The organism is Sinomonas sp. B1-1 (genome assembly GCF_050474465.1).
In the GTDB taxonomy this organism is placed as follows: domain Bacteria; phylum Actinomycetota; class Actinomycetes; order Actinomycetales; family Micrococcaceae; genus Sinomonas; species Sinomonas flava.
In genome coordinates this window covers 320,585-347,116 of sequence record NZ_JBCHVF010000001.1, presented here as the reverse complement: position 1 = coordinate 347,116, position 26,532 = coordinate 320,585, and the positions used below count along the sequence as shown (strand labels likewise).

Annotated in this window: 25 protein-coding genes and 2 tRNA genes; 8 read left to right on the top strand and 19 right to left on the bottom strand. The window is 70.4% G+C overall.

Translation table 11 applies throughout. The features are described from left to right. Position 1: 1 nt before the first annotated feature. The 7 genes from prcB to ACQ5BE_RS01580 all read right to left on the bottom strand — a co-directional run bounded on the left by prcB (position 2) and on the right by ACQ5BE_RS01580 (position 7,649). Positions 2 to 811, bottom strand: a complete 810-nt coding sequence (prcB, locus tag ACQ5BE_RS01610) for a proteasome subunit beta (protein WP_413250862.1) — start codon at positions 809 to 811, stop codon at positions 2 to 4. An 8-nt stretch (positions 812 to 819) separates the two neighbouring features. Then, positions 820 to 1,026, bottom strand: coding sequence for a ubiquitin-like protein Pup (locus tag ACQ5BE_RS01605; RefSeq protein WP_208712538.1), 207 nt, complete (start codon positions 1,024 to 1,026; stop codon positions 820 to 822). Positions 1,027 to 1,151: 125 nt separating this feature from the next. Continuing rightward, positions 1,152 to 2,798: a depupylase/deamidase Dop gene (dop, locus tag ACQ5BE_RS01600; protein ID WP_430295195.1), complete on the bottom strand. Its 1,647-nt coding sequence runs from the start codon at positions 2,796 to 2,798 to the stop codon at positions 1,152 to 1,154. An 8-nt stretch (positions 2,799 to 2,806) separates the two neighbouring features. Then, the gene (arc, locus tag ACQ5BE_RS01595) at positions 2,807 to 4,558 is read right to left on the bottom strand and encodes a proteasome ATPase (RefSeq protein WP_413250860.1); all 1,752 of its coding nucleotides are present in this window, start codon (positions 4,556 to 4,558) and stop codon (positions 2,807 to 2,809) included. Between the two features lie 177 nt (positions 4,559 to 4,735). After that, complete coding sequence (locus ACQ5BE_RS01590) at positions 4,736 to 5,740, bottom strand: tRNA (adenine-N1)-methyltransferase (protein WP_430295194.1); 1,005 nt, start codon at positions 5,738 to 5,740, stop codon at positions 4,736 to 4,738. A gap of 26 nt (positions 5,741 to 5,766) precedes the next feature. Further along, a complete protein-coding gene (locus tag ACQ5BE_RS01585; protein WP_430295192.1) occupies positions 5,767 to 6,906 on the bottom strand; it encodes a site-2 protease family protein in 1,140 nt (379 codons plus the stop codon). After that, positions 6,903 to 7,649, bottom strand: a complete 747-nt coding sequence (locus ACQ5BE_RS01580; RefSeq protein ID WP_430295191.1) for an HAD family hydrolase — start codon at positions 7,647 to 7,649, stop codon at positions 6,903 to 6,905. The genes ACQ5BE_RS01585 and ACQ5BE_RS01580 overlap by 4 nt, the downstream gene beginning before the upstream one ends. 59 nt (positions 7,650 to 7,708) lie before the next feature. On the opposite strand from ACQ5BE_RS01580, the gene ACQ5BE_RS01575 reads away from it, so the two are divergent. After that, entirely contained in the window at positions 7,709 to 8,614 is a 906-nt protein-coding gene (locus ACQ5BE_RS01575; protein WP_413250856.1) for a PAC2 family protein, read from the top strand. Between the two features lie 16 nt (positions 8,615 to 8,630). Here the strand turns inward: ACQ5BE_RS01575 and mshC are convergent, their stop codons facing one another. From mshC to ACQ5BE_RS01560, 3 genes are all read right to left on the bottom strand, one after another. Continuing rightward, the gene (gene mshC, locus ACQ5BE_RS01570; protein ID WP_344298107.1) at positions 8,631 to 9,911 is read right to left on the bottom strand and encodes a cysteine--1-D-myo-inosityl 2-amino-2-deoxy-alpha-D-glucopyranoside ligase; all 1,281 of its coding nucleotides are present in this window, start codon (positions 9,909 to 9,911) and stop codon (positions 8,631 to 8,633) included. Between the two features lie 9 nt (positions 9,912 to 9,920). Continuing rightward, the gene (locus ACQ5BE_RS01565) at positions 9,921 to 10,760 is read right to left on the bottom strand and encodes an undecaprenyl-diphosphate phosphatase (protein ID WP_208712530.1); all 840 of its coding nucleotides are present in this window, start codon (positions 10,758 to 10,760) and stop codon (positions 9,921 to 9,923) included. A gap of 64 nt (positions 10,761 to 10,824) precedes the next feature. Next, complete coding sequence (locus ACQ5BE_RS01560) at positions 10,825 to 11,133, bottom strand: hypothetical protein (protein ID WP_344298106.1); 309 nt, start codon at positions 11,131 to 11,133, stop codon at positions 10,825 to 10,827. Between the two features lie 111 nt (positions 11,134 to 11,244). Here ACQ5BE_RS01560 and ACQ5BE_RS01555 point away from each other — a divergent pair, with 111 nt between their 5' ends. Continuing rightward, complete coding sequence (locus ACQ5BE_RS01555) at positions 11,245 to 11,478, top strand: DUF5703 family protein (protein WP_344298105.1); 234 nt, start codon at positions 11,245 to 11,247, stop codon at positions 11,476 to 11,478. A 31-nt stretch (positions 11,479 to 11,509) separates the two neighbouring features. Here ACQ5BE_RS01555 and ACQ5BE_RS01550 read toward each other — a convergent pair whose 3' ends face one another. Both ACQ5BE_RS01550 and ACQ5BE_RS01545 read right to left on the bottom strand, forming a co-directional pair. After that, positions 11,510 to 12,664 carry an acyl-CoA dehydrogenase family protein gene (locus ACQ5BE_RS01550; RefSeq protein WP_430295755.1) on the bottom strand — a complete coding sequence of 385 codons (1,155 nt, stop codon included), beginning with the start codon at positions 12,662 to 12,664 and terminating at the stop codon, positions 11,510 to 11,512. 28 nt (positions 12,665 to 12,692) lie between these two features. Beyond that, positions 12,693 to 14,033: a M20/M25/M40 family metallo-hydrolase gene (locus tag ACQ5BE_RS01545; protein ID WP_430295190.1), complete on the bottom strand. Its 1,341-nt coding sequence runs from the start codon at positions 14,031 to 14,033 to the stop codon at positions 12,693 to 12,695. A gap of 145 nt (positions 14,034 to 14,178) precedes the next feature. On the opposite strand from ACQ5BE_RS01545, the gene ACQ5BE_RS01540 reads away from it, so the two are divergent. The 3 genes from ACQ5BE_RS01540 (at position 14,179) to ACQ5BE_RS01530 (ending at position 15,592) form a co-directional block, all read left to right on the top strand. Beyond that, positions 14,179 to 14,262 (top strand) — tRNA-Leu (locus ACQ5BE_RS01540). A 166-nt stretch (positions 14,263 to 14,428) separates the two neighbouring features. Further along, positions 14,429 to 14,512 (top strand) — tRNA-Leu (locus ACQ5BE_RS01535). A gap of 126 nt (positions 14,513 to 14,638) precedes the next feature. Beyond that, complete coding sequence (locus ACQ5BE_RS01530) at positions 14,639 to 15,592, top strand: zinc-binding dehydrogenase (RefSeq protein WP_430295189.1); 954 nt, start codon at positions 14,639 to 14,641, stop codon at positions 15,590 to 15,592. A 113-nt stretch (positions 15,593 to 15,705) separates the two neighbouring features. On the opposite strand, the gene ACQ5BE_RS01525 is transcribed toward ACQ5BE_RS01530, so the two are convergent. The 4 genes from ACQ5BE_RS01525 to ACQ5BE_RS01510 form a co-directional block, all read right to left on the bottom strand. Then, positions 15,706 to 16,488, bottom strand: coding sequence for an HNH endonuclease (locus tag ACQ5BE_RS01525; RefSeq protein WP_430295188.1), 783 nt, complete (start codon positions 16,486 to 16,488; stop codon positions 15,706 to 15,708). Between the two features lie 186 nt (positions 16,489 to 16,674). Further along, complete coding sequence (locus tag ACQ5BE_RS01520) at positions 16,675 to 17,202, bottom strand: hypothetical protein (RefSeq protein WP_430295187.1); 528 nt, start codon at positions 17,200 to 17,202, stop codon at positions 16,675 to 16,677. Positions 17,203 to 17,438: 236 nt separating this feature from the next. Next, positions 17,439 to 17,663 carry a hypothetical protein gene (locus ACQ5BE_RS01515; RefSeq protein ID WP_344298090.1) on the bottom strand — a complete coding sequence of 75 codons (225 nt, stop codon included), beginning with the start codon at positions 17,661 to 17,663 and terminating at the stop codon, positions 17,439 to 17,441. Positions 17,664 to 17,686: 23 nt separating this feature from the next. Further along, complete coding sequence (locus tag ACQ5BE_RS01510) at positions 17,687 to 19,009, bottom strand: hypothetical protein (protein ID WP_430295185.1); 1,323 nt, start codon at positions 19,007 to 19,009, stop codon at positions 17,687 to 17,689. Between the two features lie 140 nt (positions 19,010 to 19,149). On the opposite strand from ACQ5BE_RS01510, the gene ACQ5BE_RS01505 reads away from it, so the two are divergent. Then, entirely contained in the window at positions 19,150 to 19,758 is a 609-nt protein-coding gene (locus tag ACQ5BE_RS01505; RefSeq protein WP_430295184.1) for a dihydrofolate reductase family protein, read from the top strand. Positions 19,759 to 19,863: 105 nt separating this feature from the next. Here ACQ5BE_RS01505 and ACQ5BE_RS01500 read toward each other — a convergent pair whose 3' ends face one another. Genes ACQ5BE_RS01500 through ACQ5BE_RS01490 form a run of 3 tightly spaced genes read right to left on the bottom strand, consistent with a single transcriptional unit; the run spans position 19,864 to position 23,560 of the window. Continuing rightward, on the bottom strand, positions 19,864 to 20,790 hold the full coding sequence (locus tag ACQ5BE_RS01500) for a MaoC/PaaZ C-terminal domain-containing protein (protein WP_430295183.1): 927 nt from the start codon (positions 20,788 to 20,790) through the stop codon (positions 19,864 to 19,866). Next, positions 20,787 to 22,196, bottom strand: coding sequence for a 3-oxoacyl-ACP reductase (locus ACQ5BE_RS01495; protein WP_430295182.1), 1,410 nt, complete (start codon positions 22,194 to 22,196; stop codon positions 20,787 to 20,789). The genes ACQ5BE_RS01500 and ACQ5BE_RS01495 overlap by 4 nt, the downstream gene beginning before the upstream one ends. 26 nt (positions 22,197 to 22,222) lie before the next feature. Then, a complete protein-coding gene (locus tag ACQ5BE_RS01490; RefSeq protein WP_430295181.1) occupies positions 22,223 to 23,560 on the bottom strand; it encodes an acetyl-CoA C-acetyltransferase in 1,338 nt (445 codons plus the stop codon). A gap of 63 nt (positions 23,561 to 23,623) precedes the next feature. Here ACQ5BE_RS01490 and ACQ5BE_RS01485 point away from each other — a divergent pair, with 63 nt between their 5' ends. Both ACQ5BE_RS01485 and ACQ5BE_RS01480 read left to right on the top strand, forming a co-directional pair. Beyond that, positions 23,624 to 24,361 carry a TetR/AcrR family transcriptional regulator gene (locus tag ACQ5BE_RS01485; protein ID WP_430295180.1) on the top strand — a complete coding sequence of 246 codons (738 nt, stop codon included), beginning with the start codon at positions 23,624 to 23,626 and terminating at the stop codon, positions 24,359 to 24,361. After that, positions 24,358 to 26,475 carry an acyl-CoA dehydrogenase gene (locus ACQ5BE_RS01480; RefSeq protein WP_430295179.1) on the top strand — a complete coding sequence of 706 codons (2,118 nt, stop codon included), beginning with the start codon at positions 24,358 to 24,360 and terminating at the stop codon, positions 26,473 to 26,475. Before ACQ5BE_RS01485 ends, ACQ5BE_RS01480 begins: the two co-directional genes overlap by 4 nt. Positions 26,476 to 26,532 lie beyond the last annotated feature (57 nt).

Below are 26,532 nucleotides of genomic sequence, written 5' to 3'. Positions count from 1 at the left end.
GTCAGGCCTCCCGTCCTGCGGTGCTCCGCTGGGCGATGACGTCCGCCGCGATGGTCGCGAGCTCCCGTTCGCTGACACGCCGGCTTCCCGAGCGCGTCACGGTGTAGACAACGGGCCACAGCTGACGGACGGGGTCGGGTCCGCCAGTGGCGGAGTCGTCGTCCGCCGCATCGTAGAGCGACTCGACGGCCACGTGGACGGCGTCCTCTTCCGACAGCCCGGGCCGCCAGAGCTTCTTGAGAGCGCCGCGGGCGAACATCGAGCCGGAGCCCACGGAGTGGTGCTCGATCTCCTCGTACCGTCCGCCCGTGACGTCGTAGGAGAACAGGCGCCCCACACCGCTCTCGAGGTCGAAGCCGGCGAAGAGCGGTACGGCGGCGAGACCCTGAAGCGCGAGCGGGAGGTTTCCGCGGACCATCGCCCCGAGGCGGGTGGCCTTGCCCTCGAGGCTCAGGAGCGTGCCCTCGATCTTCTCGTAGTGCTCGAGTTCGACCTGGAAGAGGCGCGCGATGTCGATCGCGATCCCGGCAGTCCCCGCGATGCCGAGCACTGAGAACCGGTCGGCGGGGAAGACCTTCTCGATGTGCCGGCTCGCGATGATGTTGCCCATGGTCGCGCGCCGGTCACCGCCCATCAGGACTCCCCCGGCGAACGCGAGCGCGACGATCGTGGTGGCATGGGGGGCCACCGCCGAGGCGTCGACGGGCAGGCTGCGGGTATAGGGAAGGAGATCTGGTCTTGTTGCCGCCAGATGCTCGGTGAATGACGAGGTCGCGCCTGCAACAACGCGTTCAGCGAGGAAGTCGTTCATACCGGGGCCTACTGGCCGCCCTTCTGGACGAAGCCGCGGACGAACTCTTCAGCGTTGGTCTCGAGGACGTTGTCGATCTCGTCCAGAAGGTCATCCACGCCCTGGGTGCTCGCGGTGTCCTGCGCGCCAGCGGGAGCGGCGGGTGCGGGCGCGTCGGTGTCGACAGCCTCTTCCTCACCGCGTGGCTGCGTGCTCTTCTGCTCCTGACCGGCCATGGCCGCCTCCTTGCGTTGTGGCGCTGCCGGGGCGGCGGCGCCTCGGTCCCGAAAGACCCCTTCTGCTCCCTATACTGTCACTTTTCCCGCGCGTGTCACGGAGCGGCGCGAACCGCGTCAGCGGCCTACGTCCGGCGGTCCCCGAGCAGCGCCGCGAGGAAGTCCTCGATGCTCTCGTGCTCGTCGAAGAGCCGATGCGTGAGGGCCTTCGTCCCCCGCAGCGGCTCGCGCGTGGGCACCCTCTGGAGCCGGTAGCTGCCGGGCGGGGCGAACACCACGGAGTCCCAGCTCGCGCTCACGACGCTGCGGGGGAACCTCTTGATGCTCGTGCCGCGGAACCACGCGCGCGTGTCGACGGGGGGTTCGACGACGGCGGCAGCTACGGCAGCGGCATCCGTCATCGTCTCGAGGGAGCCGCGCGCGGCGAGCCTCAGGGCGATGCCGCGTTCGGGCCGCACATCCGACCACTGGATGTCGACGAGCCCGAGCCGGGCGTCCCCCCATTCGAGGCCGTCGCGGTTCCGGTAGCCCTCGAGGACGCGGAGCTTGGCGAGCCATTCGACGTACCGCGCCGCGGCGTCCTGATTGCCGCCGAGGTCCGTCAGTGCCCGCTCCCAGTGCCGGAGGACTTCCGCGGTGTGACCGTCGCCGCCCTCTTCGGAGGCCACGCCCTCGTCCGCGGCCAGCTTCGCCGCCGCTTCGAAGTAGGCCCACTGGAGTTCGAGGCCGGTCAGGCGCCGCCCGTCGATGAGCCGGACCGTCTCGGTCAGGGACGTGTCGTGGCTGAGGCGGTGCATGGCGTCCACCGGCTCGTGCATGTCGATCTTCGGCGCCCGGCCCGCCTCGATGAGGCTGAGGACGAGGGCCGTCGTCCCGAACTTGAGGTAGTTCGCCACATGGCTCACGTTCGCGTCGCCGACGATGACGTGCAGGCGCCGGTACTTGTCCGCGACGGCGTGCGGCTCGTCCCGGGTGTTGATGATGGGCCGGCGCATGGTCGTCTCGAGGCCGACTTCGGCCTCGAAGTAGTCCGCTCGCTGGGACACCTGGTAGCCGCGTCCGGTCCCGTCCTGGCCGAGGCCCACGCGTCCTGTGCCGCAGACGAGCTGGCGTGAGACGAAGAAGGGTGTCAGGCCCGCGACGAGGTCCGCGAAGGGCACCGACCGGGGCACGAGGTAGTTCTCGTGGGAGCCGTACGAGGCGCCCTTCCCGTCGGTGTTGTTCTTGTACAGGTTCACGGGAGGAACCCGCTCCCCGCCCGAGGCGAGCGCGCGTACGGCCGCGAGGGCCACGGCGTCGCCCGCGAGGTCCCACACCAGGGCGTCCCTCGGGTTGGTCACCTCCGGGCTCGAGTACTCGGGGTGGGCGTGGTCGACGTAGAGCCTCGCCCCGTTGCCGAGGACGAGGTTCATGAGCGCCGGCTCCTGGTCGCCGTCGAGCTCGATCTCCGCCGGGCCGTGGGCCAAGGCAACGGCCTCGGCGGTCAGGATCGGCTCGGCGTCCGTGAGCTGGTCGGGCGTCGCCTCGGCCCGGGGCACCGTGAACCCGCGCGCATCGCGCAGAGGCGTCTCGTCGGTGTAGTCCCAGCGGGTGCCCGAGTCGGCCGCGTTGGCCTGCCGGGTCAGCCGCGCATACGCCGCGATGACCTGGGAGGACAGGTAGGTCGCGTTCGCGGCCGGAGTGCTGGGCGCGTGGATGCCGAACTCCGTCTCCGAGCCCATGACCCGCAGGGCTCCCCCCGCGGGGAGGGACGGGGTGGTCTCGCTGCTCATGCGGCTCCCTACAGGTACTGGCCGGTGCTCGGCGTGGTCTCGATGGTCCGGCCGGGCTCACTGCCGCCCTTGCCCTGGACGATCGTGCGGATGTACGTGATCCGTTCGCCCTTCTTGCCGGAGATCCGTGCCCAGTCGTCGGGGTTCGTCGTATTGGGCATGTCCTCATGCTCGCGGAACTCGTCTGCCACAGCCCGCAGCAGGTGGTCCATGCGCAGGCCCTTTGAGCCCGTCGTGAGGAGGTCCTTGATCGCGGCCTTCTTCGCGCGGTCCACGACGTTCTGGATGACCGCCCCGGAGTTGAAGTCCTTGAAGTACAGGATCTCCGTGTCCCCGTTGGCGTAGGTGACCTCGAGGTACTCGGTCGACTTGTCCGTCGCGTACATGGCCTCGACGGTGCGCTGGATCATCATCCCGACCGTGGCGTTGGCGTCGCCCCCGTGCTCGGCGAGGTCTTCGGCATGGATGGGCAGGTCGTCGGTCAGGTACTTCGAGAAGATGTCCGCCGCGGCCTCGGCGTCCGGCCGGTGGATCTTGATCTTCACATCGAGCCGCCCGGGCCGCAGGATCGCGGGGTCGATCATGTCCTCCCGGTTGGACGCGCCGATGACGATGACGTTGTCGAGCCTTTCGACACCGTCGATCTCGCTCAGCAGCTGGGGCACGATGGTGGTCTCGACGTCGGAGGACACGCCCGTGCCGCGGGTGCGGAACAGCGAGTCCATCTCGTCGAAGAACACCACGACCGGGCTGCCGTCCGAGGCCTTCTCCCGGGCGCGGGAAAAGATGAGGCGGATGTGCCGCTCCGTCTCGCCGACGTACTTGTCGAGGAGCTCGGGCCCCTTGATGTTCAGGAAGTAGCTCTTGACGTCCTGCGCTCCCGGACGCTCCGAGGCCCGGACCGCCAGGGAATTGGCGACGGCCTTCGCGATGAGGGTCTTTCCGCAGCCCGGAGGGCCGTACAGGAGGATGCCCTTGGGCGCCTTCAGCCCGTGCTCACGGTAGAGGTCCGGGTGGAGGAACGGGAGCTCGACGGCGTCGCGGATCTGTTCGATCTGCGAGGCGAGACCGCCGATGTCGGAGTAGCTGATGTCCGGCACCTCTTCGAGCACGAGGTTCTCGACCTCGGAGCGCGGCACCTTCTCGATCGCGCAGCCGGTACGGTTGTCCACCGCCACGGCGTCGCCGACGCGCAGGTGCTCGAGCTGGAGCGGGCCCGCCAGCCGCAGGACGCGCTCCTCGTCGCCGCGTCCGATCACGAGGACGCGGTCGTTGCCGAGGAGCTCCTTGATGGTCACGAGTTCGCCGGAGCGTTCGAAGCCGAGGCCGGCCACGACCTCGAAGGCCTCGTTGAGGAGGACCTCCTGGCCCACGCTGAGCTCGTTCAGGGAGACGAGGGGGCTGAGTCCCACGCGCATCTTGCGGCCCGACGTGACGACGTCGACGCTCTCGTCGGTGACCGCGGTCGAGGCTCCGCCGGCCGGGCGCTTGCGGTTGAGCTGGACGATGCTGCCGAAGCTGTAGGGCGGCTGGCCCTCGTGCTCGAGCGCGGCCTTGAGCCGGACGATCTCGGCCTTGGCCGCCTGGAGCATCTCGGTCATGCGCGAGTTGTTCCCGGTGGCTGCGGCCAGCTGGCGGTCGACCGCCCGGAGCTTGTCGCGGAGCACGTTGATCTGCCGTTCCGCGATGCTCAGCTGCTCGGCATGTGCAGCCGGCGGGACGGGCTCGCGGCCCGGTCCGGCCTGTTCGTTGTCCACCATCGCGTCTCACATCCTCTTCGACACGGGCGGCTGGCTTGCGGCCACCCTGCACCCGGAACCTGCCCGGATGCACCCTCATGAAACGACACTAGCGCGCCTTTCCGCTCGCGCTGCGTCAGGGAGGCGCTTGGAACCGAAGAGTTACATCAGGGTTTCCGGATGGTGGACAGCGGGTGGTCAGGCTTCGGGAGATCCGGCCCTCGCGTCGCGGGCGGCGCGCCGGAGCTTGCGGTCGGAGACCTGCCGCTCCCCCACCGACTCGGGGGTCCAGGCGTTGAGGTCCTCCTCGCTGAACTCGGCCTTGTTCCGCTTCTTGCGCACGAGGGGCTCGACCCCCTCCGCGAGCCGGCGGGCCACGAGGAGGAAGCCGGTGTGGCCCACCATGCGGTGCTCGGGCCGCACCGCGAGCCCCTCGAGGTGCCAGCCGCGCACCATGGACTCCCAGGCGTCGGGCTCGGTGAAGCGGCCGTCGGCCCGGATGGCCTCCGCGGTCCGGGACAGCTGGGTGGCCGTCGCCACGTAGTTGATCCACACGCCTCCCGGCGCGAGGACCGTGGCCACGGCGTCGAGGCACTCCCAGGGCGCAAGCATGTCGAGCACCACGCGGTCCACGCTGCCGGGCTCCTCAGCCTTGACGACCTCGTCCTGGAAGTCGCCGAGGGAGATCCTCCACGCGGGGTGCGGGCCGCCGAAGATGGTCTCGACGTTGCCGCGTGCGATGTCGGCGAACTCCTGGCGCCGCTCGAACGAGTGGAGGTAGCCGCCGTCGCCCACGGCCCGCAGGAGCGAGATGGAGAGCGCGCCGGAGCCGACGCCCGCCTCGACGACGCGCGCGCCGGGGAAGATGTCCGCCATGGTCACGATCTGCCCGGCGTCCTTGGGGTAGACCACAGCGGCACCGCGCGGCATCGAGAGGACGAAGTCGCTCAGCAGCGGCCGCAGGGCCTGGTACTGGTGCCCGGCCGTGTTCGTCACCACGGACCCGTCAGGCCTGCCGATGATCTCGGAGTGGTTGAGGAATCCCTTGTGGGTGTGGAACGCGCCGCCCTCGGCGAGCGTGATGGTGTTCATCCGCCCGCGCTCGTCGGTCAGCTGCACGCGCTCGCCGACACGGAACGGGCCGCGGCGCTGCGCCGCCCCCGTGGGTCCTTCCGCGGCGGTGTGCTGGGTGCTCAGGCTCATGGTGTCCTTTCTCAAAGGTGCCCGGACTAGCGGGCGGGACGGCCGGAGATGGCCGCAACGACGTCGCGCTGGTTCAGGAGCCCCACGACACGCCCGGCCCCGTCGACCACCGCGTACTCGGTGCCCGAGAGCTTGGCGAGGTACTGGATGAGCTCCTGGCCGCCCGCGGTGTCAGGGACGTACGCCCCCGGGGCCAGGGCGTACCCGACGGCGGTGACCGGCGTCGTCGCCCATGCAGTCTCGGGGACGCGGGCGACCGCGCTGGGGTCGACCACGCCCTGGGGCTTCCCGTCCGGTGCGCAGAGCACGACGGCGGTTCCCGCCGATGCGCCGGCCTGCAGGGCCTGCTCGACGGTGGCGAAGTTCGGCACGCCGACCGCGGGCACGGCCAGACGCCCGGCGACCACGTCGGGCAGGCGGGTGCGGAACCCCGCGTGCCGGATCGATGCCGAGGCTCCCTGCCACAGGAACATGGCGACGAGGAGCGTGACCATCATGAAGGGCAGGTCCGGCGAGGCGCCGCTTGCCATCGGCACCACGACGGCGAAGAGCACGAGCCCGATCACGATCGCACGGCCGGTCCAGCCGGCGGCGATGGTGCCCTTCTCCTGGGAGCCGGTTGCCTTCCACACGGCGCTCTCCACGATGCGGCCGCCGTCGAGCGGCAGGCCGGGCAGGACATTGAAGACCGCGATGAGGAAGTTGGCCCACAGGAAGATGTTCACGAGGATGTCGGCGACACCGGTCAGGTGCACGGTCGTGACCACGAGCCATCCCGCGCCTGCGAGGACGAAGTTCGCGGCGGGTCCGGCCAGAGCGACGACGACCGACTTCCCCGGGGATGCTGTGAAGGACTCGAACTGCGTGTGGCCGCCCCACAGGTTGAGCACGATCTTCTGGCTCGGCCAGCCGAACGCCCGCGCGGTGAGGGCGTGGGCGAGTTCGTGGACCAGCACCGACGCGAGCAGCAGGACGGCGTACGCGAAGGCTACGAGGTAGGCCGCCGCCCCGAGCTGGGGCTGCCGCGACTGCAGCGTCGGCCCGTAGACCACCACCGTGAATCCGGCAATGAGGAACCAGGAGTAGGCGAGGACGATGGGAACGCCCGCGATGCGTCCGAGGGGGATCCCCTCGCGCCGGTTCTCGGCCTCGTGGCCGCCGCTCACGCGGGGTCTCCGACGGCCGCCGCCTCGATGGCCGCCCGGAGGGTCATCGCGAGGTCTGCCGGGGTGCGGCCCGCGAGGGTCTCCCAGTGCTCCACGCCGAGGTGCACAGGAACCGCGAGGGCGTTCGGCACGACGACGGTGGCCAGGTCCGCGGCGGTCGCGGAGGTCGCGCCGGGGGTCGAGTCCTCGATGGCCACGCATTCGGCCGCCTCGAGGCCGCCGAGCTCGGCGTCGAGGAGCTCGATCCCCCGCAGGTACGGCTCGGGGTGGGGCTTGCCGTTGGCAACGAGGTCGCCGGTCACGACAGCGGAGAAGGTTCCCACGGGCAGGTGGTCGACGATGCGGTGCGCCATGGGCGCCTCGGACATCGTCACGAGGGCGCACGCCACGCCGGCCTCTCGGAGCCCACCCAGGAGCTCGCGCGCACCGGGGCGCCAGGGCACGGCGCTGCCGAGCTGCTCGACGACCCGCTCGGTGAGCGTGTCGATGATCTCGCGGACGTCCATCCGGACGCCCCCGTCCTGCAGGAGGCGGGCGGACGTCGGGAGCGCCTGGCCGACAAGGCGCATGGCCTGTTCATGGCTCCACTTCCCGCCGAACCGCTCGACGAGCTCGTGCTCGGCCGTGATCCAGTAGGGCTCGGTGTCGACGAGGGTGCCGTCCATGTCCCACAGGACGGCACGGAGCGGCGCGAGCTGGCTGGACACAGGGCTGTCGGCGGAGTTGTCGGCAGGAAGACGCATATGCACCAGTCTACGGTGGCTTCCGATGGCCCTCCGGCGGCTGGCGCTAGTCTGGTGCGATGAACGAGTTCGACGCCGATGCACCGGCCCCGCACCCGGGCCTCTTCGCGCTCCCGGCCGAGGGCGAGCGCGTGACCGTCATGCTCGCAGCCTTCGAGGGCTGGAACGACGCCGGCGAGGCCGCGAGCGACGCGCTGAGGTTCCTGCGTCGGCAGTTCGATGCCCAGAAGGTGGGCGCGATCGAGGCCGACGACTATTACGACTTCCAGTTCACGCGCCCGACCGTGCGCCGCTCGGGTTCGGGCCGGCGGCGGATCAAGTGGCCCACCACGAAGGTCTCGACCGCCCGCGTTCCGGGCCACCCGGTCGATCTGGTGTTCGTGCAGGGCACCGAGCCCTCGTACCGGTGGCGTGCATTCACCGAGGAGCTCCTGGAGTACGTGGAGGACCTCGAGGTGGACTACCTCGTGGTGGTCGGGGCGCTGCTGGCCGACGTGCCGCACTCGCGGCCCATCCCGGTGACGGCAACCAGCGAGAACGAGGAACTGCGCGAGCGGCTCTCCCTCGAGGCGTCCCAGTACGAGGGGCCGACGGGGATCGTCGGGGTGTTCGCCGACGCCGCGGACCATCAGGGCACGCCGACGGTGTCCCTGTGGGCGGCCGTGCCGCACTATGTCGCCCAGGCGCCGTCCCCCAAGGCGCAGCTGGCCCTGCTCCACCGGATCGAGGAGATGCTCCAGATCCCGCTCGACACGAACGAGCTCGCCGAGGACGCCGAGGCGTGGGAGCGCGGCGTCAACGAGCTCGCGACCGAGGACCCAGAGGTTGCCGCCTACATCCACCAGCTCGAGGAGGCCAAGGACACGGCGGACCTCCCCGAGGCCACGGGCGAGTCGATCGCCAGGGAGTTCGAGCGGTACCTCAAGCGCCGCGGCAAGGAAGGCCCTGGGCGCGACCTCGGCTGAGCGCGCTCCGGCGCGGCTAGAGCGCCACGCCGAGCAGCGCGTCGACCGCCGCGGTGACCAGCGCGCCGTCGTCCGTCTCCGGGCCGCCCGGAGTGCTGGCCGCGCAGTCGTCGGCCCACTTGTCGACCGCAGCGAGGGCGCGCGGTGCGTCCAAGTCATCGGCGAGGGCACCGCGGATCTCCGCCAGGAGCGGTTCGGCCGAGCCGGGCAGGGCGCGCACGACGGCGCCGCGCCAGTTCTCGAGCCGGCGCACCGAGGCGTCGAGCAGCTCGTCGGTCCACTCCCAGTCGGAGCGGTAGTGGTGGGCGAGGATCGCGAGGCGGATCGCGGCGGGGTCGACGCCGGCGGCGCGGAGCTTCGACACCAGGACCAGGTTTCCGCGGGACTTGCTCATCTTCTCGCCCTCGTAGCCCACCATGCCCGTGTGGGCGAAGTGCCGGGCGAGGGGCACGTGGTCCATGCTCCAGGCGTGGCCGGCCCCCATCTCGTGGTGCGGGAACGCGAGATCCGAACCGCCCCCCTGGACCGTGAACGGGGCTGGGAGGAACTTCCGTGCGATCACAGTGCACTCGATGTGCCATCCCGGACGGCCGGGACCGAGGGTCCCCCCGTCCCAGTGCGGCTCGCCGAGGCGCGCCTCGCGCCAGAGGATCGGATCGAGCGGGCTGTGCTTGCCGGGCCGCTCGGGGTCGCCGCCGCGGTCGCCGAAGACCTCGATCATCTCGGCGACGGTCAGGTGCGAGACGTGGCCGAGCCTCCAGGCGTCCGGCGAGTCTGCACGGCGGGTGGCCTCCGTGACGTCGTAGTAGACGTCGCCGTCCGGTTCGCCTTCGGCTCCGGCGAGCTGGTATGCGAGGCCCGCATCGAGGAGCTTCTCGACCTCGGGGATGATCCACGGGATCGACTCGACCGCGCCGATGTAGTGGTCGGGGGCGAGCACATGCAGCGCTTCCATGTCGGACTGGAACAGCGCGATCTGCTGGTGCGCGAGCGTCCGCCAGTCAACGCCGGTGGCGTCGGCCCGCTCGAGGAGCGGGTCGTCGACGTCGGTCGTGTTCTGCACGTACTTCACGGTGCTTCCCGCGTCGCGCCACACGCGGTTGAGGAGGTCGAAGGCCACATAGGTGGAGGCATGGCCGAGATGCGTTGCGTCGTAGGGCGTGATGCCGCAGACGTAGAACGACTGCTCGGGGGCGGCAGGGATCTCGACCGTGTCCCGGAGCCGGGAATCAAACAGCCGGATCGAGCCGCTCGTCCCGGGCAGCTGTGGAACGGGGGTCTGCCTCCAAGTTTTCACCTCACCAGCCTAGTGCCCGGCCGAGATGACACCGAAACCGAGGAGCACGTACAGGGCGGCACCCAGACCGATCCGGTACCAGACGAACAGGCGGTACGAGCGCGAGGAGATGTAGCGCATGAACCAGCCGATGATGACGAACCCCACAACGAAGGCGATCACGGTGGCCACGGCCGTCTCGCCGAGGCCGTAGGGACCGCTGCCGAAGCCGTCGCGGAGGCTCTTGGCCAGCTGGTACAGGCCCGAGCCGAAGACTGCCGGGATCGCGAGCAGGAACGAGTACCGCGCGGCGGCCTCCCGCGTGTAGCCCATGAACAGGCCCGCGGTGATGGTGCCGCCTGAGCGGGACACGCCGGGGATGAGGGCGAGGGCCTGGGCGAAGCCGTAGATGACGCCGTGGCGGGTGCCGAGGCGGTCCAGGGTGCGCACGTGCCGGCCGAGGGCGTCCGCGGTCGCGAGGATGAGCCCGAAGACGATGAGGGTCGTCGCCGTCAGCCACAGGCTGCGGAAGACCGTTTCGATCTGGTCCTGGAAGAGCAGGCCGAGGATGACGATCGGCACGCTTCCGATGATCACGAGCCAGCCCATGCGGGCATCGGGGTCGTTGCGCGGGATCCTGCCGGTCAGGGAGGCGAACCAGGCGCCGATGATGCGGACGATGTCGCGCCAGAAGTAGATGATGACGGCCGTCTCGGTGCCGAGCTGGGTGATCGCGGTGAATGCCGCCCCGGGGTCCTCCGCGTTGGGCAGGAACTCCCCCACGATGCGCAGGTGTGCGCTCGAGGAGATCGGGAGGAACTCGGTCAGCCCTTGGATGAGGCCGAGGAAGGCGGCTTCGAGGTAATTCACGGGGCCACTCTAGTGGGCCGCCGCGCCCGCGCCCCTCAGGCGGTGCCGCCGCACGGCGAGGCCGTCAGGCGCCGCCACCTTCGCGCGCGGCGTCCTCGTCGTCGTCCTCGTCCTCCTCGCTGGACTCGTCGTCGTCGTCCTCATCCTCGTCGTCGTCATCGTCGTCGTCGTCCGAGTCGAGGAGGTCGATGGGGAGGTCCTCCCCGTAGGCGTCGTAGAGCGCGTCCGCGTAGGCCTCGAAGGCGTCGGCGATGGCGAAGAAGGCGGACTCCACCGCCGGGTCGTCGTCGCCGCGGCGGGATGACGCCGCCACCAGGTGCTCCTCCAGTGCAGCCGTCAGCGAACCGAGGGCCACGCGCGGGTCAATGCTCATGGGTGCCACGGTAGTCTGAATGAGAGGGCGTGCCTAGGGACGTGTCCGGGGACCCGCCGGGGACCTGACGCGAGGTTCGTCCAGTCGACGCAGCAGGAGGAAGCGAGGGCCATGAAGGAACGGATCCTCACCACGATGCCGGACCGCGCAGCGGGCCCGGGCAGGCAGTACGAGTACCTGGTCCTCTCGGTCGCGCCGGGGGATTCCGTGGCGGACGCCCGGCAGCGCGTGCGCGAGCACTCCGAGTACGGACGCTGGGAACTCGAGCGCAGCCGCCTCTACATGGGCGGCGGGCGCCAGTACTGGCTGCGTCGGAAGATCATGCTCGTCGAGCGCACCGCGTAAGGCGGGCCGCGGACGTCGGCCTGCGCCGGCGTCAGTCCTCGAGGGGGCCCAGCAGCGCGGCGGCGACGCTCGCGTGCGCGGACTCCGGGTCGGACGGGTGGTACACGCCTGCGGCCGCGTCCCGGTACAGCCGTTCGAGCTCGCTTCCCCTGAAGTAGGCCGCTCCTCCCCCGACCCTCATGGCGCCGTCGAGCACCGCGCGGGCGGTCTCGGTGGCCCGGTGCTTGAGTCCGCTCAGTGCCGGGAACCAGCGCGGACCCCTGTCGACGAGGGCATCGACGTCGGCCGCTACCGTGCCCAGCTGGGGCAGGATCGCGTCGACGGCGAGGCCCATCTCGGCCACCTGCCAGCGGATGTCGGGGTCCTGGGCATAGGGCCGGCCGCCGTTGCGAGCTGACTTCCGCCGGTGCGCGGCTGCGACGGCCAGCTCGAGCCCGCGCTCGGCGATGCCGGTGTAGACCGCGGCCAGGAGTGTCTCGAAGCACGCGAAGATCGCGAAGATCAGCAGATCCGGGCTCGGACCCACCGGGATGCGCCGGATGACGCGCTCGGGGCGGAGCACAGCGCCCTCCAGGACCGTCGAGTATGACTGGCTGGCACGCATGCCGAGCGTGTCCCAGTCCTCGACATGGCGCCAGCCGGGAGCGTCGCGGTCCACAAATCCGTACACGAGGCAGGGCTCGTCTCCGCTCGCATCCTTGCCGAAGGTGCCGAGGCGGGTCCACACGGGGGCCAGGGACGTGAAGATCTTCGTCCCCGTGAGGAGGTACCCGCCGTCGTGCGTGGGCTCGGCGACGGTGTTGGCGTCGAAGAGCACGAAGTCGTTGCCGGCCTCCGAGATCCCGAACGCGAAGACCTCGCCGGCTGCGGCCTCGCGCAGGACGAAGTCAAGGCTCGCGTCCCCGCGGTCGGCGAAGACCTTGGCCACGCCCGTCCAGACGAGGTGCATATTGACCGCAAGCGCCGTGGCGGGCGCAGCTGCGGCGAGGCGGCGCTGGAGGCGCACGACGTCGGCCAGGCCGGCTCCCAGCCCGCCCTCGGCCTGGGGGACGAACGCCTTGAGGTAGCCGGCCGCGGCGAGGGCGTCGAAGTCCTCATGCGGGAACTCGTTGCGCTCGTCGTAGCCCGCCGCGCGCGAGCGGATCTCCTCCAGCAGGGCGTCGGGGAGGACGGCCTCGGGGCCCAGCGGCATGGTTCTCTCCCTCTGGCGGGGCTCAGTAGGTGGTGAGCAGGCGGCGGAGGACCCGGGCGCCGAAGCGAAGCGACTCGGCGGGGACGCGCTCGTCGACTCCGTGGAACATCGCCGGGAAGTCGAGGTCCGCGGGAAGCTGGAGCGGGGCGAAGCCGTAGCCGGTGATGCCCAGGCGGCTGAGGGACTTGTTGTCCGTGCCGCCCGAGAGGGTGTACGGGAGCACGACCGCGTCCGGGTCCTCGGCCTCGAGCGCGCCCACCATCGCCTCGACGAGCGGGCCCTCGAAGGGAGTCTCGAGCGAGACGTCGTGGTGCACGTAGCTGAACTCGACGCCCTCGCCGGCGAGCTCCTTGAGCTTGGCAAGCAGGAGCTCGTCCTGACCCGGGAGGGTACGGGTGTCGATGCGGGCTTCGGCCGCCCCCGGGACGACGTTGTCCTTGTAGCCGGCCTTGAGGACTGTGGGATTCGAGGTGTTCTGCAGGGTGGCACCGACGAACCTCGCCACCGTGCCGAGCTCCTTGAGGAGGATCTCCGGGTTGTCCGGGTCGAACTCGACCCCCGTGAGCTCGGTGACGCCGTCGAGGAACCGCCGGGTCGTGTCGGTGAGCTCGATGGGCCAGGTGTAGTCGCCGATCCTGGCCACGGCGCGGGCAAGACGCGTCACTGCGTTGTCATCGTTGACCTGCGACCCGTGGCCGGCGCGCCCGCTTGCCTTGAGGCTCAGCCATCCGAGGCCCTTCTCCGCCGTCTGGAGGAGGTAGGCGCGTTTGCCGCCGATCTGGGCCGAGAAGCCGCCGACTTCGCTGATGGCCTCGGTGGCGCCGTCGAACAGTTCGGGGCGGTTGTCCACGGCCCAGCGTGCGCCGTAGGCTCCCCCGGCCTCCTCGTCGGCGAACATCGCGATGACGAGGTCCCGCTTGGGCCGGGTGCCGGTGCGCTGCATCTCGCGGACCACCGAGAGGATCATGGCGTCCATGTCCTTCATGTCCACGGCGCCGCGGCCCCAGACGAGGCCGTCCTTGAGCTCGGCCGCGAAGGGGTCGACGCTCCAGTCCTCCTTCTGGGCGGGGACCACGTCGAGGTGGCCGTGGACGACGAGCGCGCCCGCGCCGGGGTCGGTCCCCTCGATGCGGGCCACCACGGAGGCCCGACCCGGTGCCGACTCGAAGATCTCCGCCTCGAGCCCGACCTCAGCCAGGAGGCCGGCCGTGTACTCGGCGGCAGCCCGCTCGCCCGGCCCGGCGCCATCGCCGTAGTTCGAGGTGTCGAACCGGATGAGGTCCTGGCAGATCTGCACCACCTCGTCCTCGGCCGCGGCGGCGTTCGATACGGCTGCAGGGCTCTGCGTGGGGCGGTCAGTCATGGGTCCTCCTCAGCGTCTCCGGTGGTCCCAGCCTAGACCCGTGCCGTGGCACCCTCGGATTTCAGCAAATGCCCGATCTCGTGTAGAGTCTTACTCGCTGCCCGGGAGGGAAACACATCATGTTTTCGGTTCCCGGAGCCCACCTGCGCGGGTGGCGGAATGGCAGACGCGCTAGCTTGAGGTGCTAGTGCCCGAATAGGGCGTGGGGGTTCAAGTCCCCCTCCGCGCACACTGGGAAGCCCCGGTCTTCGGACCGGGGCTTCCGTGCTTTCCGGACCACCGCCGCGACTCCCCAAGCCCCCGCGCCGTGGTCATCAGCGGCCCTGAGATGGTGTATGGTTGTATATCGCTGCCGGGGACGGAAACACTCCATCTGGAGACCTCGGAAGCCGCCTGCGCGGGTGGCGGAATGGCAGACGCGCTAGCTTGAGGTGCTAGTGCCCGAATAGGGCGTGGGGGTTCAAGTCCCCCTCCGCGCACAGACAGAGCACCCTCGGTCCGATGACCGAGGGTGCTTTTCGTTGTGGGCCCGAAGCCCTTGGCGTGTCGTCCCCTGCCGGGCGTAGTGTCCGGAAGTGTCAATGGCACTGAGAGGAGACTGAGGCATGAAGGCGTGGCAGTTCACCGGCACGAACAAGGCGCTCGAATTCAATGAGGTTCCGGAGCCGCACGCGGGTCCCGGGACGGTGGTCGTCGAGGTCAAGGCAGCGGGCGTCTGCCACTCCGACGTGACCGCGCTGGACGATCCGGGCTGGATGCCCCTGTTCCCGCACCTCCCCCGCACGATGGGCCACGAGAACGCCGGCGTCATCACGGAGGTTGGCGAGGGGATGGAGCAGTGGAAGGTCGGCGACCGCGTCGGCCTCGCGCCAGTCATGAGCGACGGCGACGCTCTGGGCTACGGCAAGTGGGACGGCGGATTCGGTCCGAAGCTCCTGGCGACCTCGGACAACCTGGTCCGCCTGCCCGATGAGGTGCCGTTCGACCTCGGCGCCATGGCCACCGACGCGGGCCTCACCGCCTACCACGCGGTCATGGCGGTCGGGGGCGCGAAGGCGGGCATGAAGGTGGGGGTGATCGGCCTGGGAGGTCTCGGGTACATCGGTGCCCGCGTCGCCGCGCTCTCGGGCGCGGAGGTCTACGGCGCCGAAATCAACCCGGAGACGCAGAAGCTGGCCGGCGAGATCGGGCTCACGGACGTCGCCGACTCGATCGACGCCTTCAAGGACAAGAAGCTCGATCTCATCGTCGACTACGCCGGCTTCGGCACCACGACAGCCGCCGCAATCGAGACCCTCGGCGAGTTCGGCACGCTCGTCCAGGTCGGCATGGGACGGCTCGAGGCGACGATCAACACCTACCCGATCATCATCAACCAGCTCACGATCAAGGGCTCGAAGTCCGGCACCCGTGAGGACCTCGAGGGCATCTACGAGCTCATGAAGTCCGGCGAGCTGAACCCGCCCATGAACCTCATCACCCAGGCCGACATCCCCGACGCGATCGACAAGCTCCGCGCTGGCGGCGTGGTCGGCCGCTTCATCGCCCTCTACGAGTAGGACCGCCTTCCGCTCCGAGGCACGACGCCGCCGCCCACCGCACGCTGTGGGCGGCGGCGCCGTCGCGTCGGCGCATACCCAACGGCGCACGATCCCCCGGAAGCGGGAACGGGTCAGGCTGCGGTGTGGAAGATGTACTCGCCTCCGGGGAACTCGACGCGGTGGCCGATGATCTCCCGGGTGCCAGGCAGCGGAGGCGCGGTCGAGGTGTAGCGGTGGCCGGTCGGCGTCGTGACCGTGACGGTGTGCCGAGTGGCAGGGATGGCGCCCTCTGTCCATCCGGGCGCTTCTTTCGCCTGGTTGCACCGTTCGCACAGGCCTTGGCCATTTGCTGCGGAGGTGGGGCCGCCCCGGGCGGCAGGAGTGATGTGGTCAAAGTGGCGGATCGGAGCGTCGCACCAGGGGTTCCGGCACGTCTGGTCGCGCAATGCGATGAACTCCCGGAGCCCTGTCGGGAAGGTCCGCGAGCGCGAGTCCATCGCCGTCAGGGAACCGGTAGCGGGTGCGACATAGAGGCGCCGGAGGACCGTCCCGGCCCCTGAGCCGAGTGAGCTCAGGATGAGGTCCCTCGCAATCTGGGCCGGAAGGACGCCGTGTCCGGAGAGAACCGCGGGTTCGGCGGAACCGGCGACAAGCGCGGAGTCCGACATCACGACGTTCACTTCGACGCGGACGTCTTCCGCGCGCTTCTGGCCTGTCACGCGCTCGATGAGCGTGTCGGCCATGATCTGATCGCGGGTCCTGCGCTCGTGCTCGCCCTCCCCCGCGACGCGGCTCGAGTCGGCGGCCAGGGTCAGCGCCTTGTAGGCGGCAACCCCCTGCGCGGCAGGAACAAGGCACGAGAGTATTGCCATGGAGTCCGGTGCTGGGCGCAGGGTGACGCGTCGCTCGGCCATAGCCCGCCGAGACCGTTTGACCGCCGCTGCCGGATCGAGTCGCTGGGCGTGCTTGCACGCCTCGGCTGCGAGCTGCCGGTCTCCAACGCCTCCCTGGGCGTAGAGCGGCACCATTGCTTCATCGACGCGGGTCCTATCCTCGAGGTCGAGGCACACCGTCTCGCGGACGACGAGCGTGGCCCGCCACTAGTTGATCCGGCCTGCGGCAAGCGCATTGAGCGTGTGCGGCATCTCGTTGACAAGCGCCTTGGCCAGTCCGAGGAGACGGCCGCCTTTGGAGGGCGACTCGCCTCGGGCCAGTGCGACGGCATGGCCGGCCTCAACGGCCGGGTCCACCGGTCGCGGACCGATCCCCACCCGCTCGGCGTCGCCACCGGCTCCCCCACCCACTGGTGCCTCGTGAGCGCGCCGCTCCCTGATGCGCTTCTCGAGGAAGACGCCGTACCGCGCCTGACTCGCCGAAGCCGCCGCCTTGAGCCGCTCAAGGGAGCCGATCCGCTCTACCAACGACGTCTCGCTGAGGGAATCGTCGCTCCCGGAACCGGCACCAAGCGCTGTTGCCCACGACGCGATCTCCGAAGCTGTCGGGGCCACCGACTCCCCGACTTCTGCCAGCACCGCCGCGAGGGCCCGGGAGAAGTCGACAGGCTCGTGCTGCAGGCGAGTGCCTGGAACGCTGTCGAGAACCTTCACGCTCCCGGATAATTCGAACATGTATTCGATTCTAGCGGCACTGGCCGGTGCTGCCCACCCTGTGGAGGACCAATGGAGTCTGTCCGCGGCGGACGCTGCGGCCGCTACCGCTTACGTGACGAGCTGCATCGCGGTGAGTGGCGCCGTCGTGCGTCACCGGCCTGCACTGCAGTGCCTGACCACCGTTGCCCGCTCGCTCAAACGAAAGGGACCAGCCTCGGGCTGGTCCCTTGGCGTTGCCGCTGGTCGGCGTCAGCTCAGGATGCTGCCGCGCGGGGGTTCGAAGCCTTGGTTCCACTCGGCTGCGCGCCCATGCCGCCGATACGGGCGAGGATCGTCTGCATGCCCTTGTCAGCCTGGGCTCGGCTCAATCCACTGTTCTTGCCGATGAGCGAACCGGCGCCGAGGTCGATCCGGGCATCGGAGAGGATAGACCGGCGCGGTGACTCGTGACGGCTGGTCTTCTTGCGGTTCAGTGCCATGGCGACCTCCTTCTGCCCCGAGTCTACTGTGAGCGGGTCCGTTTCCACAGGGATCTGGCCATCCGCCGCGCGTTCACGAGGTACAGGACAAGCCCGAGGAGGTTCGCCACCGCGACGGCCACGACCGCGAGCCAGAGAAGGTCCCACCACCACGGCTCGAGCGGGACCCCCACGCCGATCCCAGCCGTGAGCAGCACTCCGGCGCAGGCGATAAGCATCAGCCTAAGCGGAAGCAGCATGGCTGCCAGCGCTCGGTGTTCGGGGGCGCGCGCCATCCACGACAGGAACAGGGCTGGCCCTACGAGGAGCAGCGAGACCGCCTGTGACGGCACCGTGAAGCGGGGCGAGAGGATCGGAGCGCTGAAGAACTTCTCCGCGGCCACCGCCACGGCGAACAGGAGCACGACCAGCACGCCCACGACCGTGAAGGTAAAGACACCCGAAGCTGCCGGGACGAGCTCGACACTCACCTCCGCCCCCGAATAGGTCTCCGACGGCGCGAACGCGACATGGGCGGTGTTCCGCGGCTTGGCAGGGACGTCCTCGCGGGCGTCTGCGACATACTCGTCGCCAGCAGTCTCCTGCACGCTGAGCCGACGGACGACCAGGCCAGCAGGTGCACTGAACTCGACATGCTGGCTGTGGGCCAGACCCGCATCTGGGAGGTCGAACTCGATGATCCCGACCCTGTTGCCGAGATCCGGGATCGGCAGGCTGCGGTCATAGGAGAACTTGACCACGGTCCTCTTGCCGACGAGGTCTCCCTCGACCTCGACGACGAGGAGGAACTGGTCCAGAAACCCTTTCACCATCCGCGCGACAACCGCCCTGCTCTCCGGGTCGGCAATGCCGCTCCAGGGCATGAGCTTCCCGTCGACCTCGTCCTCGATTGCCCACCTCGCCTCCGCGGACACCTCGGCAGGGTTGAACCCGACGATGCGGCGTATGAGGTCCCGCATCTGCTCGGACTCCTCGGTCGGGCGGGGCATCCCGGGGCTCGTGATCTGGACCAGCATCTCAACGGCGAGCTGGGTGTTGTCATCACGGCCCAGCACGGGCATCGGGTGGTCAGCCGGCCCGGTGGCCGAGACACGGCGAAGCGCGCCCTTCTCGATCAGGGCGAGCGGCACCAGGACGCGGCCGTCCGACCCAGGCACTGCAAGGTCCGAGGGAAGCGTGAAGTCAAAGGAGATCGCACGGCGGGTGGTGCCAGTGGCGCCGAGGCTGATCGAGTCAACCCGCCGGTGCACCCAGAGGGGCGCCCCGAACAGCAGCGCGGCAATGCGCCTGCCCCTGTCTGGAGAGTCGCCCAGTCCTGGCCAGCTGATCTCGTCACTCTCCACCACGCCCCAACCCTATCGACCGCGAGTCGGCGAAAGACCCAGCGAACGTGGGGAGCGGCCCAGAACGGACTGTCCACGGGCCCCTTGACCGGTCGGTCGAAGGGGCCGAACCATGGAGCCGGGATGAAGTGGAGGACCACCCAGTGACCCGTTCCGTGCTGTACATGTCGATGTCTCTGGACGGCTTCATCACGGGCCCCGATGACGGGCCGGAGAACGGCCTCGGCGCCGGTGGTGAGGCACTGCATGCCTGGCTGTTCGATGGCGACAACGAGGTACGCGCCGGAGCGGGCGTCCCAGTCATCCGCACCAGCGCGGCCAGCCTTCCCGTGGTCCACGAGATGCTGGCCACGGGCGCAGTCCTGACGGGACGGCGCACGTTCGACGCCGCCCGCGGCTGGGGCGGCGACCACCACAACGGCGTCCACATCGAGGTGCTTACCCGCACAGAACCGGGTGCCGACGACGTCCAGGGCCCCAGCATCCGCTACGCCGCCGACGGCATCGAGGCGGCGATGGCACGAGCCAAGGCCGCCGCCGGAGACCGCGATGTGATGGTCCATGGAGCGACGACCGCGCAGCTCGCACTGCAGGCAGGGGTGCTGGACGAGATCCAGATCCACCAGGTCCCCTTGCTGCTCGGAGCCGGCCGGTCCCTGTTCGGCACGCTGGGCTCGCCCCATCCGCTCGAGCTCCTACGCGTGATCGACGCCCCGGGTGTCACGCACCTGCGGTACCGCGTGCTCCGCTGAACACGCCTGCCGCTCTCCGGGAGCAGATCCTCGCCGCCAGGCTCCGCGTCACGGCGCCGCCCACCACGAAGGTGAGCGGCGCCGTCGAGCGTCAGCCGGGGGGGCTCACTCGAGCCGGGACACCGACCCCACAAAGTGCCGCCGACCCGACTTCGCGTTCCAGCCGACGAACTCCGACCGCTCCCAGCCCTCGTCAGCATCAGTGATGTCTGTGATGTTCACGGCCACCCGAGCGGGCAGGAAGACGGGCGCCTCGAACTTGATGTCCCACGCGAACGCGTCGCCCTTGGCCGTTCCGACCTCGGCGAGCGCGCGCGAGGCGAGGTACATCCCGTGCGCGATCGACCGCTGCATGCCCAGCGCCCGGGCGGAGAGGGAGCTTAGGTGGATCGGGTTGAAGTCGCCAGACACCGCTGCATACTCTCGGCCGATCTCGGACCCGAGCTGCCAGAGCGCCGTCGGCAGCGGGGGCCGGAAGTCCTCCCGCGGCGGGGCGGCAGCGGGCTTGTCGACGCCGGGCAGGAAGACGCCCTTCGCGATCGAGGTGGCTACCCCGCGCCACACGGGCTCGCCTCCCCCGGGCCGCCGGATCTCGACCACGCTGTCCACGAGGGTCCCCGCCCGGTGCCCGGCCAGGTTCTCCGCCCAGGCCACGACCTCGAGCTCGTCGTCATACGACACAGGCTCGCGGTACTCGATGTGGTTGCGCACGTGCACCATGCCGAGCAGCGGGAGCGGGAAGTCCTCGCGGGCCAGGACGCTCATCGCCACGGGGAACGCGAGGGTGAACAGGTACCCCGCGGGCACGACGTCGCGTGCGGCCTCCCCGAGCAGGTGCTGGTACGCGGTCAGCTTGGCCAGGTCAGGACGCACGACGGCGACGCGGTGCCTCGCGCGCGGCAGCCGCCTTGTGCCGTTGCGCTTGGCGATCAGCAGGCGCGCTGACGCGGCGGCTGCTCCCGCGAAGAGCTTTGCGAGGCTCGGCACCTCGGCAAGCTCGACCGTCTCGATCCCCCGCGCCGGCGCGCTCATTGCCCCATCCAATACTGGCCGCACACGCGCAGGACGTTACCGGAGATCCCTCCCGCCGCATCAGAGGCCAAGAACCCTATCGCCTCCGCGACGTCCACGGGCTGGCCCCCCTGCTGGAGCGAGTTGATCCGGCGCCCGACCTCGCGCATCCCGAGGGGAATCCGGGCCGTCATCTCGGTCTCGATGAATCCCGGCGCCACCGCGTTCGCGGTCCCTCCCGTCGCGGCGTGCCGCGCCGCCGTGGAGCGGACCATGCCCATGACCCCGGCCTTGGAGGCCGCGTAGTTCGTCTGGCCTCGGTTGCCCGCGATGCCCGACGTCGACGCGACCGAGACGATCCGGAACCCCTCGCCGAGCTTTCCTGAGGCGAGGAGCGCGTCGTTGATCCGCAGCTGGGCCGCGAGGTTCACCGCGATGACCGCGTCCCACTTCGCCGCGTCCATGTTGGCCAGGAGCTTGTCCCTCGTGATGCCGGCGTTGTGCACGAGGATGTCGAGACCGCCGTGGCGGTGCAGGGCGTGCTCGAGGATCCGCTCCCCCGCGTCCGGTTTCGTGATGTCCAGCTGCAGCGCGGTGCCCCGGACCTCGTTGGCGACCTTTGCGAGCGCATCTCCGGCGGCCGGAACGTCGACGACGACGAGCTTTGCGCCGTCGCGCGCGAGCGTCCGGGCGATCGCTGCGCCGATGCCCCGCGCCGCTCCGGTCACCACAGCGACCTTCCCTGCAAGCGGCTTCTCGGGATCGGACGGGAGCTCGCCCTTGGCCGTGCCGACGGTCAGGAACTGCCCGTCGACGTAGGCGGCCCGTCCGGACAGGAGGAACCTCAGCGCTCCGAGCGCGCTCGGCGCGTCGACGGGAACGCCCTCGGCCAGAAGGATCCCGTTGCCGGTCGCCCCGTTGCGGAGTTCCCGTGCCAGCGAGCGCAGCGCTCCCTCGACGCCGGAGCGCGCCGCCGCGATGGCGGGCTCGTCGGCAGTGGAGGAGCGCCGCGAGACCGTCACGACCCGCCCGCTCGGGGCAAGGGAGCGCAGGGGGCGCCCCGCTGCGAGGAACAGCCCTGAGAGGTCCTCCGGCCGAGCGATCCCGTCGAGCGCCAGGACAATCGCGCCCAGGCGAGCGCCGCCCTTCCCCGCCCCGGCCCCGGCGGCAGGCGCGCCGGACGACGACGCCGCCGCACCGCCGTCGTGCGTCTCGCCAAGGTCACGGAGGACCTCGACGTCCCAGCCCTTGAGCGCGGTCTCGAGCGCGTCGGCGCCCGGACCGGCGCCGATGAGCAGCACGGGCCCCGGCACGAGCGGCGCGCCGGGCTCGTGCCGCCGGAGCGTCACGGGCTGCGGCAGGCCCAGCCGCTTGGCGAGGTCGCGGCCCCAGCCGCGCGAGACGAAGTCGGTGTACTTGTCAGCCATGTCTGCTCCTCGTTCCCCGGATCCGCTCAGCGTCCCTCGAGCACGGCCACGACGCCCATCCCGCCCGCGGCGCACACGGAGATGAGGCCGCGCGCCGGCCGGTCGAGGTCGCCGGCCTGGGTGCGCTCGTGCAGCTGCTTCGCGAGCGTGGCGACGATCCGCCCGCCGGTCGCCGCGAACGGGTGGCCCGCGGCCAGGGACGAGCCGTTGACGTTGAGCTTCGCGCGGTCCACCTTGCCGAACGCGCCGTCGAGGCCGAGGCGCTCGCGGCCGAACTCCTCGTCCTCCCACGCCGCCAGCGTGGCGAGGACGGTCCCGGCGAAGGCCTCGTGGATCTCGAAGTAGTCGATGTCCTCCAGCGTGAGCCCGAGCCGGCCCAGCAGACGGGGAACAGCGAACGCGGGCGCCATGAGGAGCCCGTCCTTGCCGTGCACGAAGTCCACTGCGGCGGCCTCGCCGTCGACCACCTCGGCGAGGACCGGCAGGTCGCGCTCGGCCGCCCAGTCCTCCGAGGCCAGCAGGACGGCGGCGGCGCCGTCGGTGAGCGGCGTGGAGTTGCCGGCCGTCATCGTCGCCTCGCTGCCGAGGTGCTTGCCGAAGACCGGCGAGAGCTTGGCCATCTTCTCCGGCGTCGTGTCCGGCCGGAGGTTGCCGTCCTTGGCGAGACCGCGGTACGGGGTCACGAGGTCGTCGAAGAAGCCGCGCTCGTAGGCGGCGGCGAGGTTGCGGTGGGACGCGAGCGCGAGCTCGTCCTGGGCCTCGCGCGAGATGCCCCACTGCTTGGTGGTGAGCGCCTGGTGCTCGCCCATCGAGAGGCCTGTCCGCGGCTCGGCGGTCCCGGGGGCGTCCGGCACGAGGTCCTTGGGCCGCAGCCTGGAGACAGCCTTGAGCTTCTGCTGGAGCGTCTTGGCCCGGTTGAGCTCGAGGATGGCGTCGCGGAGGCCCTCGCTCACCACGATGGGGGCGTCCGAGGCCGAGTCCACGCCACCGGCGATGGCCGACTCGATCCGGCCGAGCTTGATCTTGTCGGTGAGCTGCAGGACCGTCTCGAGGCCAGTGGCGCAGGCCTGCTGCACGTCGTAGGCCGGCGTCTCGGGGCTGAGCGCGGAGCCGATGACCGCCTCGCGCGTGAGGTTGAAGTTGCGGGGATGCTTGAGGACCGCGCCCGCAGCGACCTCGCCGACCCGCTCGTCCTGAAGCCCGAAGCGGGCGACGAGCCCGTCGAGGGCGGCCGTGAGCATGTCCTGGTTGGAGGCCTTGGTGTAGGCGCTGTTCGCGCGGGCGAAGGGGATGCGGTTGCCGCCGACGACGACGGCCTTGCGGACGGTCGTAGCGGGAGCAGTCGGGCGCGGGGTCGTGGGCATGGCGTCCTCCGGTGGATGTGACCTTGATTACCGATACCTAGCGTACCTGATACGCTGGGTATCGTGAACTTCCCCACACCGCCCCCCGAGGGCGCCGCAGCGCACGACGTCGGCGCCTCACCCGCCGTCGACGGCCGCGCCGCCCGCTGGGCGAACCACCGCGAAGAGCGCCGAGCCGAGCTCATCCGCTCCGCCCGCAAGGCGATCCACCGGCTGGGGGCCGATGTCCCCATGGAGGACATCGCGGCTGCGGCGAGCACCTCGAAGTCCGTGTTCTACCGGTACTTCCGCGACAAGTCAGGGCTTGCCGCCGCCATGGGCGAGCTCGTCCTCTCCCAGATGCAGGAGCGCATCGCCCAGGCCGCTGCCTCCGCGGAGTCCCCCTACGAGGGCCTCCGCGCCATGGTGCGCGCGTACCTGGCCATGGCCGTGCGCTCGCCGAACGTGTACGAGTTCGTCACCCGGGTTCCAGCGGGCGCCGCTGCCGCAGGGACCAACGCGGCCGCGCAGGAGGCGGGAGCCGCGTTCGGGACGTTCTTCGACGCCGTGGGCGCCATGATCGAGGCGCCCATGCGCCGCCACCTCGCCCCCGGGACGCAGGCCACCCTCGACTACTGGCCCCCCGCGGCCATCGGGCTCGTGCGCGCCGCCGGCGAGCGCTGGCTCACCGCACCCGACTCCCCCGCCAAGCCCTCCCTCGAAGACATGGCCGGAATGATCGCCGACTGGCTCTTCGCCGGGATCGCCGCCCAGGCCGCACCGCCCTCTCCCGCCCTCTCCCCCGCAAAGGAGCTCTCATGACGCAGTCCACCGATTCGCTCTCCGCCACCGGTGTCGGCCCCTCCGACCCCGCGGCCGTCGCCGCTGACGGCAGCAGTGCCGACCTTCCCGACGTCGCCGACACCGAGGAGGCGCCCGCCGTCGACGTCGCCGCCCTCGGCGAGCTCCTGCTGGGCACCTGGGCCGACGTGCGCCGAACCGCACGGGAGCTCGCAGCCCGGCCCGAGCTGCACAAGGTCGAGGGCCTGACCCACACGGAGCACCGCGAGCGCGTCTTCGGCCAGCTCAAGATCCTCGTCGACGAGGGAGCCATCAAGCGGGCGTTCCCGAAGGAGCTCGGCGGCGAGGACAACCACGGCGGCAACATCGCCGGGTTCGAGGAGCTGGTCACCGCCGACCCCTCGCTGCAGATCAAGTCCGGGGTCCAGTGGGGCCTCTTCGGCGCAGCCGTGCTCCACCTCGGAACAGCCGAGCACCACCGACGGTGGCTGCCCGACATCATGGACCTCACGGTCCCAGGCGCCTTCGCCATGACCGAGATCGGCCACGGCTCCGACGTCGCATCCATCGCCACCACGGCGACCTATGACGAGACCACTGGCGAGTTCGTCCTCAACACCCCGTTCCGCGCGGCGTGGAAGGAGTACCTCGGCAACGCCGCGAAGGACGGGATCGCCGCCGTCGTGTTCGCCCAGCTCATCGCCAAGGGCGTCAACCACGGCGTGCACGCGTTCTACGTCCCCATCCGCGACCCGCAGACCAAGGACTGCCTCCCCGGGATCCGCAGCGAGGACGACGGCGTCAAGGGCGGCCTCAACGGGATCGACAACGGCCGGCTCGCCTTCGACCACGTCAGGGTCCCCCGGACGAACCTGCTCAACCGCTATGGCGACGTCGCCGAGGACGGCACCTACTCGTCGCCGATCGCGAGCCCGGGACGCCGCTTCTTCACGATGCTCGGAACACTCGTGCAGGGCCGCGTCTCGCTCGACGGCGCTGCGGTCGCCGCCGCGAAGGTCGGACTCGCCGCGGCCATCCGCTACGCGACGGAACGGCGCCAGTTCAACGCCTCCTCCGACACGCAGGAGGAGGTGCTCCTGGACTACCAGCGGCACCAGCGCCGGCTGCTCCCCCTGCTCGCCGCGACCTACGCGATGGGCTTCGCCCACGAGGAGCTCCTGGCCAAGTTCGACGGCGTGTTCTCCGGAGCCCAGGACACCGATGAGGACCGCCAGGACCTCGAGACCCTCGCGGCGGCGCTCAAGTCGCTCTCCACGTGGCATGCGCTCGACACGCTCCAGGAGTGCCGCGAGGCGTGCGGCGGGGCCGGCTTCATGATCGAGAACCGCTTCGCGTCCCTGCGCGCGGACCTCGACATCTACGTCACCTTCGAGGGCGACAACAACGTGCTGCTGCAGCTCGTGGCCAAGCGGCTCCTGAACGACTACGCCAAGGAGTTCCGCACCATGAACGTCGGGGCGCTGGCGAAGTTCGCGCTCGGGCAGGCCCGGGGCATGGCCTACAAGACCGGCCTCGGAGCCGTCGGCCAGTTCGTCGCGGATTCCGGACGCGCCGAGCGCTCGGCACTCGCGCTGCGGGACCCGGACATGCAGCAGTTCCTGCTCGCAGAGCGCGTCCAGACGATGGTCGCCCAGGCCGCACAGGCCCTCGCCGGCGCCAACCGGCTCCCGCAGTCCGAGGCCGCGGCGCGCTTCAACGCCCACCAGGACGAGCTCATCGAGGCCGCCCGCGCCCACGGCGAGCTCCTGCAGTGGGAGGCGTTCACGGCCGCGCTCGAGAAGGTCCAAGACCCGGGCACGAAGCAGGTCCTGACCTGGCTCCGCGACCTCTTCGGCCTCACCCTCATCGAGAAGCACCTCGCGTGGCACCTCATGAACGGGCGGCTCTCCATGCAGCGCGGCCGCACCCTCGGGGAATACATCAACCGGCTCCTGGTGAAGCTCCGGCCGCACGCGCTCGACCTCGTCGACGCCTTCGGCTACACCCAGGACCACATCCGCGCGACCGTCGCCAGCGGCGTCGAGGCCACGCGCCAGGCCGAGGCCGCGGCGTACTACGCGGAGCTCCGCGCCTCGGGTACGGCGCCGGTGAAGGAGAAGAAGGCCGGGAAGTAGCGCCCCTTCCCCCACCGGTGCGGCCGGACTAGCCTGAAGGCAAGCCCGGCCGCACCG